16 protein-coding genes are annotated in these 15,772 nt (G+C 62.8%); 9 read left to right on the top strand and 7 right to left on the bottom strand.

Features of this window, described 5'->3' with window-relative positions:
- Positions 1–24 precede the first annotated feature (24 nt).
- Together VGG47_RS12910 and VGG47_RS12905 are read left to right on the top strand one after the other, a co-directional pair.
- A complete protein-coding gene (locus VGG47_RS12910; RefSeq protein WP_331539196.1) occupies positions 25–939 on the top strand; it encodes a glycosyltransferase family 9 protein in 915 nt (304 codons plus the stop codon).
- Between the two features lie 136 nt (positions 940–1,075).
- Positions 1,076–2,398 carry a dihydroorotase gene (locus tag VGG47_RS12905; RefSeq protein WP_331539194.1) on the top strand — a complete coding sequence of 441 codons (1,323 nt, stop codon included), beginning with the start codon at positions 1,076–1,078 and terminating at the stop codon, positions 2,396–2,398.
- Positions 2,399–2,526: 128 nt separating this feature from the next.
- On the opposite strand, the gene VGG47_RS12900 is transcribed toward VGG47_RS12905, so the two are convergent.
- Together VGG47_RS12900 and VGG47_RS12895 are read right to left on the bottom strand one after the other, a co-directional pair.
- The gene (locus VGG47_RS12900) at positions 2,527–3,732 is read right to left on the bottom strand and encodes an MFS transporter (RefSeq protein ID WP_331539192.1); all 1,206 of its coding nucleotides are present in this window, start codon (positions 3,730–3,732) and stop codon (positions 2,527–2,529) included.
- The gene (locus tag VGG47_RS12895) at positions 3,716–4,279 is read right to left on the bottom strand and encodes a polysaccharide biosynthesis/export family protein (protein WP_331539190.1); all 564 of its coding nucleotides are present in this window, start codon (positions 4,277–4,279) and stop codon (positions 3,716–3,718) included. The genes VGG47_RS12900 and VGG47_RS12895 overlap by 17 nt, the downstream gene beginning before the upstream one ends.
- Before the next feature lie 217 nt (positions 4,280–4,496).
- Between VGG47_RS12895 and VGG47_RS12890 the strand changes: the two genes are divergently transcribed.
- The gene (locus VGG47_RS12890) at positions 4,497–5,153 is read left to right on the top strand and encodes a class II aldolase/adducin family protein (protein ID WP_331539188.1); all 657 of its coding nucleotides are present in this window, start codon (positions 4,497–4,499) and stop codon (positions 5,151–5,153) included.
- Positions 5,154–5,306: 153 nt separating this feature from the next.
- Here the strand turns inward: VGG47_RS12890 and VGG47_RS12885 are convergent, their stop codons facing one another.
- Positions 5,307–6,257: an acetamidase/formamidase family protein gene (locus tag VGG47_RS12885; RefSeq protein WP_331539186.1), complete on the bottom strand. Its 951-nt coding sequence runs from the start codon at positions 6,255–6,257 to the stop codon at positions 5,307–5,309.
- Positions 6,258–6,548: 291 nt separating this feature from the next.
- On the opposite strand from VGG47_RS12885, the gene eno reads away from it, so the two are divergent.
- The 6 genes from eno to VGG47_RS12855 all read left to right on the top strand — a co-directional run bounded on the left by eno (position 6,549) and on the right by VGG47_RS12855 (position 11,840).
- Positions 6,549–7,826, top strand: a complete 1,278-nt coding sequence (gene eno, locus VGG47_RS12880) for a phosphopyruvate hydratase (protein WP_331539184.1) — start codon at positions 6,549–6,551, stop codon at positions 7,824–7,826.
- A 308-nt stretch (positions 7,827–8,134) separates the two neighbouring features.
- Positions 8,135–8,641 (top strand): YbjN domain-containing protein, encoded by a 507-nt coding sequence (locus VGG47_RS12875; protein WP_331539182.1) that lies wholly within the window; start codon positions 8,135–8,137, stop codon positions 8,639–8,641.
- A gap of 13 nt (positions 8,642–8,654) precedes the next feature.
- Positions 8,655–9,464: a pyrroline-5-carboxylate reductase gene (proC, locus tag VGG47_RS12870; protein WP_331539180.1), complete on the top strand. Its 810-nt coding sequence runs from the start codon at positions 8,655–8,657 to the stop codon at positions 9,462–9,464.
- Positions 9,465–9,535: 71 nt separating this feature from the next.
- On the top strand, positions 9,536–10,468 hold the full coding sequence (locus tag VGG47_RS12865; RefSeq protein WP_325400607.1) for a ribose-phosphate pyrophosphokinase: 933 nt from the start codon (positions 9,536–9,538) through the stop codon (positions 10,466–10,468).
- A 202-nt stretch (positions 10,469–10,670) separates the two neighbouring features.
- Positions 10,671–11,288, top strand: coding sequence for a glutathione S-transferase family protein (locus VGG47_RS12860; protein WP_331539176.1), 618 nt, complete (start codon positions 10,671–10,673; stop codon positions 11,286–11,288).
- Between the two features lie 3 nt (positions 11,289–11,291).
- A complete protein-coding gene (locus tag VGG47_RS12855) occupies positions 11,292–11,840 on the top strand; it encodes a histidine phosphatase family protein (protein ID WP_331539174.1) in 549 nt (182 codons plus the stop codon).
- A 154-nt stretch (positions 11,841–11,994) separates the two neighbouring features.
- On the opposite strand, the gene VGG47_RS12850 is transcribed toward VGG47_RS12855, so the two are convergent.
- The 4 genes from VGG47_RS12850 to VGG47_RS12835 all read right to left on the bottom strand — a co-directional run bounded on the left by VGG47_RS12850 (position 11,995) and on the right by VGG47_RS12835 (position 15,725).
- The gene (locus tag VGG47_RS12850) at positions 11,995–12,798 is read right to left on the bottom strand and encodes an exodeoxyribonuclease III (RefSeq protein ID WP_331539172.1); all 804 of its coding nucleotides are present in this window, start codon (positions 12,796–12,798) and stop codon (positions 11,995–11,997) included.
- Between the two features lie 176 nt (positions 12,799–12,974).
- On the bottom strand, positions 12,975–13,559 hold the full coding sequence (locus VGG47_RS12845) for a LolA family protein (RefSeq protein ID WP_331539170.1): 585 nt from the start codon (positions 13,557–13,559) through the stop codon (positions 12,975–12,977).
- 73 nt (positions 13,560–13,632) lie between these two features.
- On the bottom strand, positions 13,633–14,010 hold the full coding sequence (locus VGG47_RS12840) for a MarR family transcriptional regulator (RefSeq protein ID WP_331539168.1): 378 nt from the start codon (positions 14,008–14,010) through the stop codon (positions 13,633–13,635).
- 311 nt (positions 14,011–14,321) lie between these two features.
- On the bottom strand, positions 14,322–15,725 hold the full coding sequence (locus tag VGG47_RS12835) for a leucyl aminopeptidase family protein (protein WP_331539166.1): 1,404 nt from the start codon (positions 15,723–15,725) through the stop codon (positions 14,322–14,324).
- Positions 15,726–15,772 lie beyond the last annotated feature (47 nt).

The raw sequence follows: 15,772 nt of genomic DNA, 5'->3' as shown, positions 1-15,772 counted from the left end.
AAGCCGTGCTAGACCGCCCGGCAAATGCGAATCCTGTTCATAACATCATCGCGAATTGGCGATGCGGTGATATCCTGCGGCGTCCTGGAGCAATTGCGGCAGAAAAACCCGCAGGCGCGGATCACGGTGGCGTGCGGCGTGGCGGCGGCGGGCGTGTTCGAGCGGCTGCCGGGGCTGGAGCGGCTGATCGTGTTCGACAAGGAACGGTTCGACGCACACTGGCTGCGACTCTGGACCAAGCTGGTCGGCCAGGTGTGGGATATCGCGGTGGATGTGCGCGGGTCCGGCGTGCTGCTGTTCGTGGCGGCGAAGCGGCGCTGGATGCTGCGCGGCGGGCGGCGGCCGGGGCGGCGCTTCGAGCAGCTCGGCGCCGGCATGGGGTTTACGCCGCCGCCGTTGCCGGTGGCCTGGACCGCGCCGGCGGATGAGGCGCGTGCGGCCGCGTTGCTTGGGGAGGGGAAGGTGATCGGCCTCGGCCCGACCGCCAACTGGGACGGAAAAATCTGGCCGCCGGAACGTTTCGTCGCCCTTTTCCAGGATCTGGCGGCGCAGATTCCCGGCGCGCGGGCGGCGGTGTTCGCCGGGCCGGGCGAGGCGGAACAAGCCCGCGCGGCCCCGGTGCTGGCGGCAATTCCCGGCGCCATCGACCTGGTCGGCGCGCTGACGCTGGCGGAGGTGGCTGCCTGCCTGCGACGCTGCACGATTTTCATCGGCAATGATTCCGGACTGATGCATATTTCCGCCGCCGCCGGCACGCCGACGCTCGGCCTGTTCGGTCGCTCCCGCGCCGGCGAATACGCCCCGGCGGGGCTGTGCACCGCCATCGCCGTCGCACCCGGCCCGGCCGGCGAGGCGCCGATGGAGGGGCTGGAGCTGGAAACGGTGATCGACGCCGCCAGGGGCCTGCTCGAGACGCAGAAGAAAGAAGCCGCTTTTTGAAAAAAGCGGCGCAAAAACTTCTTTTATGCTGGGGCAAGGGCGTTGTCCCCGACAACGCCCTTGCCCCAGGTTATCAAAGTTTTTTTGCTACTTTTTGTTCACAAAAAGTAGCCTTTACTAACCTTAAGGGGCAGAAATGAGCTTTGATCTTTTGCTGCGAAACGGCACCGTGGTTCTTCCCTGGGGGGAAGTTCAGGCCGATGTTGGCGTGACGGGCGGGCGCATTGCCGCGATCGGCACCGGGCTCGGCGGGGCGGCGGAGGTTTTTGACGCCGCCAACTTGCACGTGCTGCCGGGGATCATCGACCCGCATGTGCATTTCCGCGATGGCGGGCAGGGCGGGGTTGCCGGTGTCGAGGATATGCGCTCGGGCACGCTGGGCGCGGTGCTGGGCGGGGTGACCGCGGTGTTCGACATGCCCAACACCAACCCGGCCGCGACCGATGCGGCCACGCTGACCGCCAAGCATGACTATATTTCCGGCCATGCCTTCTGCGATGTCGGCATCTATGTCGGCGCGACCAAGGAGAACGCCGACGAACTGGGAGCGCTGGAGGCGTTGCCGGGGGTCTGCGCCGTAAAAGTGTTCGCGGGGTCGTCGACCGGCAATCTGCTGGTTGAGGACGATGCCAGCATCGAGCGTGTGATGCGCAGCGGGCGCCGCCGGATCGCCTTTCATTCCGAGGACGAGTTCCGCCTGCAGGAGCGAAAGCCTCTGTTCAAATCGGGCGATCCGTACAGCAGCCACGCGGTCTGGCGCGATGTGGAATGTGCGTTCCTCGGCACGCGGCGGATCACGGCGCTGGCGCGCAAGACCGGGCGGAAGGGGCATATTCTGCACGTGTCGAGCGCGGAGGAGCTGGATTACCTGAAGGGGCATAAGGACCTGATGAGCGTCGAGGTGCTGCTGAACCATCTCGTGCAATCGGCCCCGGATGTTTACGAGCGGCTCGGCGCCTATGGGGTGATGAACCCGCCGCTGCGCGACGCGCGGCATCTGCAGGCGGCCTGGGCGGCGGTGGCGGACGGCACGGTGGACACGATCGGCTCGGATCACGCGCCGCATTCCCGCGCCGCCAAGGAGAAACCCTGGCCCGATTGCGCCGCCGGGCTGACCGGCGTGCAGACGCTGCTGCCGATGATGTTGACCCAGGTAGCCGCCGGCAGGCTGTCCCTGGCGCGGATGGTGGACCTGATGTCGGCCGGGCCGGCGCGGATCTATGGCGCGGTAGGCAAAGGGCGGATCGCCACTGGCTATGACGCCGATTTCACGGTGGTCGACTTGAGGGCGACGCGGCGGATCGAAAATGCCTGGATCGCCAGCCAATGCGGCTGGACACCGTTCGACGGGGTGGACTGCACCGGCTGGCCGGTGGCGACCATCGTGCGCGGGCAGATCGCGATGCGCGACGGCGCGGTGGGGGGCACGCCCTCGGGACGGGCGGTGACGTTCAGCTAGAGGGAAGCAAGGTAAGCCTACTTTTTGTGAACAAAAAGTAGCAAAAAAACTTTATTACTCTGGGCCATGGGCGTTGTCAGCGACAACGCCCATGGCCCAGCAGAGCAAAAATTTTTGCGCCGCTTTTTTTAAAAAGCGGCCGCTTTCTTCGGCTGCTTCCAGAACCGCAGAATGACGGCCAGCATTACCACTTGCACGGCGCCGACGATGGCGACGCAGCCCGGCCAGCCATATTCGTGCCAGAAGCTGCCGGGCACGAAGCCGCCGAAACTGCCGCCGATATAATAGACCATCACGTAGAGGCCGACGGCGGTGGATTTCGCCGTCTGCGCCACCGTGCTGACGAAGCCGGTGGCCAGGGTTTGCTGCATGAAGATCGCGGAACTGATCAGCAGCAGCCCGAGCTCGATGAGTGCCAGCGGCCGCGCCAGCGTGAGCACGAGCCCGATCATGATCAGTGCTGCGGCGCAGCTCATTATTACGCGCCGGCCGAATTTGTTGCCCAGCCGCGCGGCGATCGGGCTGACCACCACGCCGCCGAGATAGACCACGAAAATGCCGCTCAACGCCGCCGGCCCCAGAGCATAAGGAGCGGCGGCGAGGCGGAAATTGATGTAGGTGAACACCGCCACCAGGCTGAACAGTACGCCGAATCCGACCATATAGGTGGTGAGCAGACGCGGGTTGGAGAGGTGCAGCGGGAAGGATGAAAGTGCCTGGCGAACCCCATAGAGCGGGCGAAAATTTCGCCCCCGGGGGAGCAGAAGGGCGATGGAAACGGTCATCACCAAAGTGAGAAGGGCGATGACGACAAAGGCCGGCCGCCAGCCATATTCGGAGGTCACCAGGCCGGTGATCATTCGGCCGGAGAAGCCGCCGAAAATTGTCCCTGACATATACGTCCCGGCGAGCCGCGCCGTCGCCGGCCCGGACGTCTCGTCGCCGATATAGGCGATGGTGATGGTGAAAATGAACGGCAGAGTCAGGCCTTGGATGAAGCGGCACAATACGAACAGGTCGAAGTTTTGCGCGGCGGCGGCCAGCAGCGTCGGTAGCACCAGCACCAGCCCGGCGCCGCAGATGAATTTTTTCCGTCCGAACCGGTCGGAGATCGCGCCGATGAGCGGCGCCATCGCCGCCGTGGCGATCAGTGGCGCGGTGACGGTGAGGCTGGTGCGCGCCTGAGCGATGTGGAAGGAGGCGGCCAGCACCGGCAGGATCGCCTGGGTGCACCACATGTTCACGAAGGTGGCGAAACCGGCGGCGAAAATGGCGAGGTTGAGAAAAACGATGCGGGTGGTCGGTTGAGGGCCTGTTTCAGAATCTGCGTTCAAAGACGGTGATGACATCGCCGGGTAGCGCCAATGCAAAAAGAGGAGCGCGATACGCGGCAGGGGTACTGCCCGTATCCCGCGTGACTCCCACATAGCTCTCAACGGCCCGGTCAGTGAAGCCTCCGGCGATGGAAACCGCCGTCAAAACAGTCATGTCGGGACGGAATGAATACTGGCCGGGATGGCTGACCTCGCCGAGAATATAGAAGGGCCGGTAGGTGGCGACTTCCACGGCGACGCTGGGCTTGAGGATCAGATGGCTGTCTTGCAGTGCCTGGGCGATGGACGCGGCGAGCTCGCCGGTGCTGCGTCCGGTGGCCCTGACCGGGCCGAGTAGCGGCAGATCGACGCTGCCGCCATCATTGATGGAAAAAACGCCCGAAAGCTGGGACTGGTCGTAAACGCGGATGATCAATGCGTCACCGGGTCCCAGACGATAGGGCCCGGCGGCCTGGCGCGGCAAAGCGGCCAGGTGCGCGCCCGGCGGCGCCAACATGGCGCAACCGCCGAGCCCAGCCAGGCCGACGACAATCCCACGCCGGCGCATTTTCGGTCCCCCTGCCATCGGCGCGAATAATATTGCTAAATCGAATCAAAATAAAACCCTTGATTTAGGCGAGCGAAGAGGAAGGCTACTTTTTGTGAACAAAAAGTAGCAAAAAAACTTTGTTAATCTGGGCCTGGGGCGTTGTCGGTGCCAACGCCCATGGCCCAGTCAAACGAGCGATTGCGGCGCGGCGGAGGCTGGCGTACGGACCAAAAGCATGGACGACCGCAAAACCCTCATTGCCGCCGCGCAAAAAATGGCAGCACTCGGCCTGGCGCAAGGCACATCGGGCAATCTCAGCCTGCGCACGGCGGAGGGCATTCTTATCACCCCTTCGGCCGTGCCCTATGACGTGCTGACGCCGGAGATGATCCCGCTGCTGCTGACCAGCGGCAATTACGGCGCGTATCGTGGCCGCTACCGCCCCTCCTCGGAATGGCGCTTTCATCTGGACGTTCTGGCCGCCCGACCGGAGCTGGGAGCGGTGGTGCACCACCACGCGCCCTATACCACCGCCCTCTCCATGGCGCGCAAGGAAATCCCGGCCTGCCATTACATGATCGCGCGGTTCGGCGTCGCGCCGGTGCGCTGCGCTCCTTATGCGCTGTTCGGCACGGCGGAACTCTCCGCCCATGTGCTCACGGCGCTGCAGGGCCGCACCGCCTGCCTGATGGCCAATCACGGCGGGCTGGCGGTGGGCAAGAACATCGAAACGGCGCTGGCGGCGGCGAACGAGCTGGAGGCGCTGGCGCAGCAATACGTGCTGTCCCTGGCGGCGGGCGGCCCGGTGCTGCTGAGCGAGGCGGAGGTACAGGAGGCGCTGACGCAATTTGGCGCCGTGTATGGACCGAACACGCCGAGAAGCGAGGATTAGGGAAAGTGAAGGGAAGGCTACTTTTTGTGAACAAAAAGTAGCAAAAAACTTTATGAATCTGGGCCATGGGCTTTGTCGGCGACAACGCCCATGGCCCAGCATAACAAAAATTTTTGCGCCGCTTTTTTTAAAAAGCGGCCGCTTTCTTAGCGCTCAAAAAATCAGCCCCTTGCGCAGCATGCCGTGCACGCCTTTCTCGCCGTTCACCGTCTGCGTGACGTGGAAATCGACGGCCAGTGAGCAGGTTTTATAGGCTTCTACTGCGGTCAGGTCGCTGCGGGTGCAGATGAAGGCGATCATTTCGCGCAGGGCGATGCGCATCGCCTCGTCGAGATCCTCGTGCATGCCCATGCTGATGTAATGCGTCGGCGTTTCCGCACGCGGGTAGAGGAAGGATTTCAGGCCCGGATCCGTGTGCTGGTGCAGAATGAAGGTGAAGGTGCCGTTCAGGCACATCTCCAGCGCGGTAACGCACACCTCGCCGTCGCCCTGCATGCCGTGGCCGTCGCCGGCGAAAAAATGCGCGCCGGGGACGAAGACGGGCAGGAACAGGGTGCTGCCCGCGACCAGTTCCTTGTTGTCGATGTTGCCGCCGAAGCTCCGCGGTTCCTTGCTGGAGAGCGCGCCGAGATGCGGGGCGGGCGCCACGCCCATCACGCCGAAGAACGGCGAGAGCGGCAGGACAGGACCCCAGGGGAGCGTGGCGGTGCGGGCTTCGCGGTCCACGCCGATATAGGAGACGTCGCGGTGCTGGTATTCCTCCGGCAGCGTGCCTTTCATAGGCAACACTGCGGTCCAGCCCCAGTCAGCTCCTGGCTCCACCGCGCCGATCCGCACTTCCAGCATGTCGCCCGGCATGGCGCCGGTGATGGCGATCGGTCCGGTGAGGAGATGCGGGCCAACGGAAGGCAGTTTTGCGTCCTGGATTGCGCGCAGGGCGGCAGGCACCTCAAAGGGCACCTGCGACAGATCCAGTGAGACGCCGCAGACGGTTTCCACCGTCACCGTGTCGCCGGACGTGATGGTGAGAACGGGCGGAATGGCGGCATCGAAACTGCCGAAGCTGACGGTTTGCGGCGATGCCGGCAGGTGATGCGTGGTCATTGTGGAACTCCCGGATGAGGCTCGGCCTAGAGCATGATTACTTTAAACCAATCATGCTCTAGGCCGGTTATCTCAGATAGAGGAAAGCGGCCGCTTTTTGAAAAAAGCGGCGCAAAAACTTTTTTTATGCTGGGCCATAGGCGTTGTCGGCGCCAACGCCCATAGCCCAGATTAACAAAGTTTTTTTGCTACTTTTTGTTCACAAAAAGTAGCCTTTCTCTTTCCTAAAAAGCGGCCTTGCCTAGGCCGAAACCGTAGTTTACCTCGACGGCAAACCACAGGAGCACGCCCATGTCAGCCATCGCCGATATTACCGCCCGCGAAATCCTGGACAGCCGCGGCAATCCCACCGTTGAAGTCGATGTCTTGCTGGAATCCGGCGCTTTCGGCCGGGCCGCGGTGCCCTCCGGCGCTTCGACCGGCGCGCATGAGGCTGTGGAGCTGCGCGATGGCGACAAATCCCGCTATGGCGGCAAGGGCGTGCGCAACGCCATCGCCGGGGTGGAGACTGAGATTCTCGATGCGATCGGCGGCATGGATGCCGAGCAGCAGATCGCCATCGACAACATCATGATCGACCTGGACGGCACGCCCAACAAGTCGCGCCTCGGCGCCAATGCCATTCTCGGCGTCTCCCTGGCGCTGGCCAAGGCGGCGGCGGAGGATAACGGCATGCCGCTGTACCGCTATATCGGCGGCGTCGGCGCCCGCACCCTGCCGGTGCCGATGATGAACATCGTCAATGGCGGCAAGCATGCCGACAACCCGATCGACATCCAGGAATTCATGGTGCAGCCGGTCGGCGCCGCTTCGTTTGCCGAGGCCGTGCGCATCGGCGCGGAAATTTTCCACACGCTGAAAAAGGCGCTCTCCGAGGCTGGCCATCAGACCAATGTGGGCGATGAGGGCGGCTTTGCCCCGGCGCTGAAATCGGCCGACGAGGCGCTGGGCTTCATCACCAAGGCCTGCGAGCGCGCCGGCTACAAGCCCGGCGAGGACGTGACCTTCGCCCTGGACTGCGCGGCCACGGAATTCTTCTCCAATGGCACCTACAACCTCGAAGGCGAGGGACGGAAATTCGACGCGGCCGGCATGGTGGACTACCTGGCTGACCTTGCCGCCCGTTACCCGATCGCCTCGATCGAGGATGGCTGCTCGGAAGACGACTGGGAGGGCTGGAAACTGCTCACCGACCGGCTGGGCGCAAAATTGCAGCTGGTGGGGGATGATCTGTTCGTCACCAACCCGGTGCGGTTGCGCCGCGGCATCGAGGCCGGCACCGGCAATTCCATCCTGGTGAAGGTGAACCAGATCGGCACGCTGACCGAGACGCTGGAGACCGTGGATATCGCGCATCGCGCCGGCTACACCGTCGTGATGTCGCACCGCTCGGGCGAGACCGAGGACGCCACCATCGCCGATCTCGCGGTCGCGACCAATTGCGGGCAGCTCAAGACCGGTTCGCTGGCGCGTTCCGACCGTACCGCTAAATACAATCAGCTGATGCGCATCGAGGCCGAGCTGGGGCCGGTGGCGCGCTACGCCGGGCGGACGATTCTGCGCCGCTGAGCAGAGAAGAAAGAAAGGCTACTTTTTGTGAACAAAAAGTAGCAAAAAAACTTTATTATGCTGGGGCATGGGCGTTGTCGTGGACAATGCCCATGCCCCAGCATAGCAAAAGTTTTTGCGCCGCTTTTTTCAAAAAGCGGCCACTTCCTTGCTTGCCATTCGCGACGCGGATTTTCCTGAAGGGAAATCCGCATTGCGGTGCACCGCAAAAACCCGGTAGACTAGGAGTCGTGGTGGGGCTGCGATTCGGACACCAGAACTAGAGTCGTCTCCCCGCTTTCGTCGCTATTCTGGACAAGGAGACTCCCATGTCGAGCCTCGCCCTCTCCTATGACACGCCCACTGCCGCCAATCCGCTCGACCTGGTCGAGCAGGTGATTTCCGCCAATGACTGGGTTTTCGATCGCCGCTCGGACTCCGACATGGCGGCCGAGGCGCCCGGCAAATGGTGCGATTACGGCCTCTATTTCTGCTGGTCGAGCGAGATTTCGGTGATGCATTTCTCCTGCGCCTTCGACCTCAAGGCCCCGGAGAAACGGCGTTCGGCCTTGTATGAGCTGCTGGCCAAGGCGAATGAAAAGCTCTGGATCGGGCATTTCGGCATGGATGAGGACACCGGCATGCCGATCTATCGGCATTCGGTGCTGCTGCGCGGCACGCCCAGCGCCTCGGCTGAGTCGATCGAGGATCTGGTCGACATCGCGCTGACCGAATGCGAGCGCTTCTTCCCGGCTTTCCAGTTCGTGCTCTGGGGCGGCAAGTCGCCGGCCGAGGCGCTGGAGGCGGCGATGCTGGAGTGTGTCGGCGAAGCGTGACATATCGTATGTCATGACGACACGCCTTCCTTCTCTTCTTCTCGTCGGCGGTGGCCGGATGGGCAGCGCCATGCTCGCCGGCTGGCGCGAACAAGGTTTGACGGCCGCGGTAGTGGTCGATCCATCCCCCGGCGCTGCGGCGCTCGCGGGTGACGGCGTCACCGTCGTCGCGTCGGCGGCGGACATTCCCGCCGGCTTCGTGCCCGAGGCGGTGGTCCTCGCGGTCAAGCCGCAAATGGCGGCGGAGGCGTTGCCGGCTTATGCCCGCTTCGCCGGCCATGCGGTATTCATTTCCATCATGGCGGGCAAGACGATCCATGCGGTTGGCGCCATGCTGGGCGTCAAGGCGGCGGTGGTGCGCGCCATGCCGAACACCCCGGCTTCGGTGCGTCAGGGCATCACCGTGGCGGTGCGCAGCGCCCATGTCTCGGCGCGCCAGACGGAGCTGGCGCAGGACCTGCTGGCGGCCACCGGCGCGTTTGCCTGGGTTGAGGACGAAAATCTGCTCGACCCGGTGACGGCGATCTCCGGCGGTGGCCCTGCCTATGTGTTTTTGCTCACGGAATTGCTGGAGCAGGCCGGGCTTGACCAGGGCTTGCCGCCCGCTCTGGCGCGTCAGATGGCGCGCCAGACGGTGATCGGCTCTGCCGCCTTGCTGGCGGCGTCGGACGAGGAGGCCGCCAATCTGCGCATTGCCGTGACCTCGCCCAAGGGCACCACCGAGCGCGCGCTGGCAGTGTTGCGCGCCGATGACGCCTGGCCGAAAACTTTCCGTGAGGCCATCCAGGCGGCCACGGAACGCTCTCGTGAACTCTCAGGTTAATGGACAGATGACAAGCCGGTTGCTAAACCGCGCCGACTCAAAATTCTCCTGACTAACCGAAAGCCCACTTCATGAAGATTGTAGCCTGCAACAGCAACCGCCCGCTGGCTGAGGCTGTGGCCGCCGGTTTGAACCTCCCCCTGGCCCGTGCCTCGGTGCGGCGCTTCGCCGACATGGAGGTTTTCGTTGAAATCCATGAAAATGTGCGCGGCGAGGACGTGTTCGTCATCCAGTCCACCTCGTACCCGACCAACGACAATCTCATGGAGCTGCTGATCACCCTGGACGCGCTGCGCCGTGGCTCAGCCCGCCGCATCACGCCGGTGATCCCGTATTTCGGTTACGCCAGGCAGGACCGCAAATCCGGCCCGCGCACGCCGATTTCCGCCAAGCTGGTCGCCAACCTGATCACCGAGGCCGGCGCCAACCGCGTGCTGACCATGGATCTGCATGCCGGCCAGATCCAGGGCTTCTTCGACATCCCCGTCGATAACCTGCCGGCCGCGCCGCTCTTCTCGCGCGACATCGAAGAACGTTTCGCCGGCCGCAACATCATGATCGTCAGCCCGGATGTGGGCGGCGTGCTGCGCGCGCGCATCATCGCCCGCCGGCTCAACGCCGACCTCGCCATCATCGACAAGCGCCGCGAGCGCGCCGGTGTCTCCGAGGTGATGAACATCATCGGCGAGGTCGAGGGGCGGGACTGCATCATCGTCGACGACATCGTCGATTCCGGCGGGACGCTGTGCAACGCGGCGGAAGCGCTGCTGGCCGATGGCGCGCGCTCGGTGAGCGTCTATGTCAGCCATGGCGTGCTCTCCGGCGGCGCCGTGGCGCGCATCGCCGCGTCGCCGATCGAGATGCTGACCATCACCGATTCCATCGCCGCGACCGAAGCGGTGCGGCTGGCCCATAACGTACGCCAACTCTCCATCGCGCCCCTCCTGGCCGAGGCGATGCGCCGCATTTCCACGGAAAGTTCCGTCAGCTCGCTGTTCGATTGAAGAAAGCAGCCGCTTTTTGAAAAAAGCGGCGCAAAAACTTCTTTTATGCTGGGCCATGGGCGTTGTCGCGGACATCGCCCATGGCCCAGATTATAGAAGTTTTTTTGCTTCCTTTTGTTCACAAAAAGAAGTCTTCCCCTTGGCTTGCCTGAGCGATACTGCTTGAAATCGCCCTAAGAATTTTTCGTCACAGGGGACTGAAATGAAACTCTTCTATTCGCCGAACGCCTGCTCGATGGGTATTCATCTGCTGCTGGAGGAGATCGGCGAACCGTATCAGTCGGAAAAAGTCAATTTCGCGACCGGCGCGCAATACCAGGCGCCGTTTGTCGAGATCAACCCGAAATCCAAGGTCCCGGTGCTGCAGCGTGACGATGGCAGCTACCTGACCGAGTTCCCCGCGATCGCTTTCTATCTCGCGCGCGCCAAGCCGGCGGCCGGCCTGCTGCCGCAGGGCCTGGAGGCCGAGGTGCGTGCGCTGGAACTGCTCGACTACCTGATCGCCACCGTCCATATGCGCGGCTTTACGCGCATCTTCCGTCCCGCTTCGTTTGCGCCCGGCGCCCCGGATGAGGAGTGGGTGAAGCAGGTCGGACGCGACACGATTGCCAAAGGCTTCGAACTTCTCGCACCGGTGTTGGGGGACCAGGAGTACATCCTGGGAACATTCTCCATTGTCGAGGGGGCGTTGTTCTTCCTGGAATACTGGGCGCGCAACCGTGCGAAAATTTCCCTGCCGCAAAATTTCGAGGCGCATCTCGACCGTCTGCTGGCCCGCCCGGCGACGATACGGATGCTCAAGGCCGAGGGGCTGGTCTAGAGCATGCCGTTGCCCAGCACGCCCTTCTGGTACCTCCGGCACGGCGAGACGGATTACAATGCCAAGGGGTGGAGCCAAGGCGCGATCGAAATGCCGCTGAACGCCAACGGCCAGGCCCAGGCGGAGGCGGCAGCACCCATGCTGGTGGGGCAGGGGATTAGCGCCATCGTCTCCTCGCCGATGCTGCGCACGCGCCAGACCACGGAAATCGTCAACCAGGTGCTGAACCTGCCGGTGAGCTATGAGGCGGATCTGCGCGAGGTGGTGTTCGGCGGCATGGAAGGCAAGCCGCTGCAGCCCTGGTTCACCGAATGGATGGAAGGCCGCGCCACGCCCGAGGGCGCGGAAAGCTTTGCCGCGCTGACGGCGCGCGCCGAGGCCGCGATGAGCCGGGTGCTGGCCCTGAAGGGGCCGCTCCTGATCGTCGCGCATGGCGGAATTTTCCGCGCCATCCGCGACCTGATGGGCCTGACCAAAGAAGGGCTGACGCCAAACGGCGTACCGCTGTTCTGCCAGCCAACCCTGACGGGGTGGAAAATTTCTACGCCCTGAAGGTTAGAAGAAAGTAGCCGCTTTTTAAAAAAAGCGGCGCAAAAATTTTTGGCTATGCTGGGCCATGGGCGTTGTCGCTGACAACGCCCATGGCCCAGCATAGCCAAAAATTTTTGCTACTTTTTGTTCACAAAAAGTAGCCTTCTCTTTTCCTCTAATCTAGCGTTAGCGTGATGCCGACCGGCACGTGATCTGACGGCTGCTCCCAATCCCGGGCTTCTTTGAGGATTTTGTAGCCTTTTAGGCCGCTGACCAGATCTTTCGTTACCCAGACATGATCGAGCCGGCGGCCGCGATTGGACGCCGCCCAGTCGCGATTGCGATAGGACCACCAGGTGTAGAGTTTCTGATCGGCCGGCACGAAATGCCGCACGGCGTCGACAAAGCCCTGCGCCATCCAGGCGTTCAGCCCTTCCGTCTCGGGCGGCGTATGGCTGACGATGCCGAGCAGTTGTTTGTGGCTCCACACGTCATGTTCCAGCGGCGCGATGTTGAGATCGCCGACCAGCACCGCGCGCGACGGCGGATAGGCGGCGAAATGCGCGCGCGCCTCTTCGATGAAGTCGAGCTTATGGACGAATTTCGGGTTCTGTTCGCGATCCGGAATGTCGCCGCCGGCAGGGACATAGAAATTATGCACGGTGAGCGGGGCGCCATTCGCCGTGACTTGTGCCGCGAGATGCCGGCAATCATTCTTCTCACACCAGTCGGGCGTGTCGTCCACCACGGTGAGAGGAAAACACGACAGTATGGCGACGCCGTTATAGCCCTTCATGCCGCGCTTCAGCACGTGCGGAAACCCGATGGCGCCGGCAATGGATTCCGGAAACAGCTCGTCCGGAACCTTGGTTTCCTGTAGACAGATGATGTCGGGCTTGAGCCCGTCCATCAGATGATGCAGCAGGCCCTGCCGCAGGCGTAGCGAATTGATGTTCCAGGTGGCGATGGTGATTTGCATGGCGCCATTCCTAGAGCATGATCGCAAGGATAAGCGAAGGGGAAGGCTACTTTTTGTGAACAAAAAGTAGCAAAAAACTTTGTTATGCTGGGTTATGGGCGGTGTCAGCGACAACGCCCATGACCTAGCATAACAAAGTTTTTGCGCCGCTTTTTTTAAAAAGCGGCTACTTTCTTCTACCCGCCCGAACTGATCGGCGTGCTGCCGTTACCGTATTCGAACAGCGAGTCCGGATAGGGGCCGCCGGGCTTCACGTTATACAGGCTGACGCGGGTTTGCCTTCCTTGGGCATCGTTCACCACCCATTGCCGCAGTTCCAGCGGGTTGGTGCTGAACACCAGCGTCAGGCTGCCGGCGGCGGCTTTGCCTTTGCGGATCACGGTTATGTCATCCTCGCCGGGCTGCTGCTGGATATTGGTGATGACCACGTTGCCTGAGGTGAGGTCGACATGCCGGGCGAGCAGGATGCCGAGCGGCGTGCTCTCGAGCGGAATATTGGTGGTCTGATCGAGCTGTGGATCGTGATAGACGAGCAATCCGAATCCCGCCACGAGCAGTTGCTTGTCGGGCGGGTCGTATTCGAAGCGCATTTTTTCCGGACGCTGCAGCCAGGCTTTGCCGGTGCGCGTGGAACCATCAGAGGCGACCTGCAGAAAATTTGCGGTCAGGCCTTTCTGGTCGTTGAGATAGGTCTCGACCTGCGCGACCAGCGCCTGATCGGCGGCGGTCAGGGTCAAGGGCTGTGGCGTGGTTTGCGCCACTGCTGGCACCCCCCACGATAATGCGCACACCACAGCCGCCGCGCCCAGGGCGCGGCGAAGCGTGTTAGAAATGTTAGCTCGCGGCGCGGCGGCTGGCCGCTTCGGTTTTGTTGGCGCTGAGAGCATCATTCATAATATGGCGGGTTTCGCGCAGGAAAGCAGCCCCCTTTACAGTGCGCTGAACCAGCACGCTGCGGCGATCCGCCGGGTCGACCTTGCGACGCACGAAATCGAGTTCGGTAAGACGGTCCAGAGCGCGGGTGATGGCCGGCTTGGAGACGTTCAGATCCTGCGCGAGGCCGCGCACCGTGTGGCCGCCTTCGTTCAGATAGCAAGTGAGAAACACACCGAGCTGGCGGGCGGATAGATCAACCCCGTCGCGGCGCACCAGAGAGACGACCGTGTCGCGAAGAACGCCGACAAGCTGATCCGATGAAAGTTGCGCTGCCATAGTCTATAATCCTTAAGTCGTAGAAAACGGAACATTGTCTCAAGCAAACTCAATTCGCCCTCGACACGGATAACAATTGATTCGTGTCCGATTCGATAAGCCCGACGCCCCGATCATACATAAAAACGAATGAATGATTTGCGGAAGTAATGGTGCGTAGAAACTGATCGCAACGTTGAAGAGGATGAACCGCCTTTACCTAAGAAACAACAAGGTCCTGGTAGTTATTCGCCTCGGCCGCGCCGCACAAGCCGTTGAAACATGAAAACATTGCAACTCGGAGTAACATTACGGATGCAATTCGCTTCAAGCTATGCTTGGCGCGCAGCCGCGCTTTGCGTTTCGATCGCAGCGAGGAGCGCGCGCAGGGCTTGCGCTTCGCCACCTTCGGGTCGTCCGGGGCGGTTGGAATCGTTCCAGGCATAGACATCGATATGCGCCCAGGAGATGTTTTTGCCGACGAAACGTTTGAGAAACAAGGCGGCGACGATGGCGCCGGCCATTGGTTTGCTGGCGACGGTGTTGAGATCGGCGACCGGGCTGTCAATCCAGCTGTCGTAACCAGTGAACAAGGGCAGGCGCCAGAGCGGGTCGTGGACCGTTTCACCTGCGGTTAGAATCATTGCGGATAATTCATCATTAGTACAGAAAAAAGCCGGAAGGTCAGGGCCGAGCGCGACCCGCGCGGCGCCGGTTAATGTCGCAGCATCTATTAGCCAATCTGGATTTTCTATGGAAGCTTCAGCGAGAAGATCGCACAAGACCAGCCGTCCTTCGGCGTCGGTATTGCCGACTTCCACGGTGAGTCCGGCCTGGGTGGTCAGCACGTCGGAGGGACGCATGGCGCGGCCCGAGATGCTGTTCTCGACGCAGCCGAGGCGCAGCGCGAGGCGCACCGGCAGGTCGAGCGCCATCACCGCCTGAGCGAGGCCAAGCATGATCGCGGCGCCACCCATGTCCTTTTTCATGCGCAACATTCCGGCGCTGGGTTTGAGGTCATAGCCGCCGGTATCGAAACAGACGCCTTTGCCGCAGAGCGAGATCAGCGGCGCATCCGCGCCGGCCCCGGAACCTTGCCATTCCACCAGCACGGCTTCAGGCGGGCGATCGGAGCCGGCGCCGACCGCTGCCATGGCGGGGAAACGTTTTTGCAGGGCGGCGCCTTGGATCCGTGTCGTCTTCGCGCCGAAGCACGCGGCCACCGCGGCCGCCGCATCGGCGAGCTCGCGCGGGCCGAGCAGGTTGGGCGGGGTGTTGATGAGATCGCGGGCCAGGCAGATCGCCTCGGCGATCGCCACGGTGCGCGGCGTGGCCGCCGCCAGCTGCGCGACGGGCTTTTTTTCAGCCCTAAGCCGGTCGAACCGGTAGGCGCCGAGCAGGAAGCCGAGTGCTGCTTCGTCTTCGCTATAATCGCCCGGCTGCGGCATCCACCGATAGGCGGCGGGGAGGGACGTGGCGGCGCTGCCGAAACCGTGAAGTGCTGGCCCGTCGCCAAGGCCGAGCACCGCCCCGGCCGGGGTCGCGTCCGCCGCGGGCAGCAGCACGATGCTGCCCGCGGCGCCCGAAAAATTGTTCAGTCGGAGCAGCGCCGCATGCGCGGCGGGCAGGTGGCCCAGCAAGATTTCGACGCCGCCGGGGCGCACCGCGTGCAAAGGCAGGGCGTCAGCCTTGTTGCTGTCGTCCTGCGTCGCCAAACCTGCCAAATACCGCGCCATGCCCGCCTCCTGATTTGCCGGGCGGATATATCAGATGGCGCGGCGCA

Origin of the sequence: Acidocella sp. (assembly GCF_036489515.1) — a bacterium.
In the GTDB taxonomy this organism is placed as follows: domain Bacteria; phylum Pseudomonadota; class Alphaproteobacteria; order Acetobacterales; family Acetobacteraceae; genus Acidocella.
Note: the sequence above shows the minus strand (reverse complement) of the source record. Positions and strands in the feature narration are given on the sequence as shown.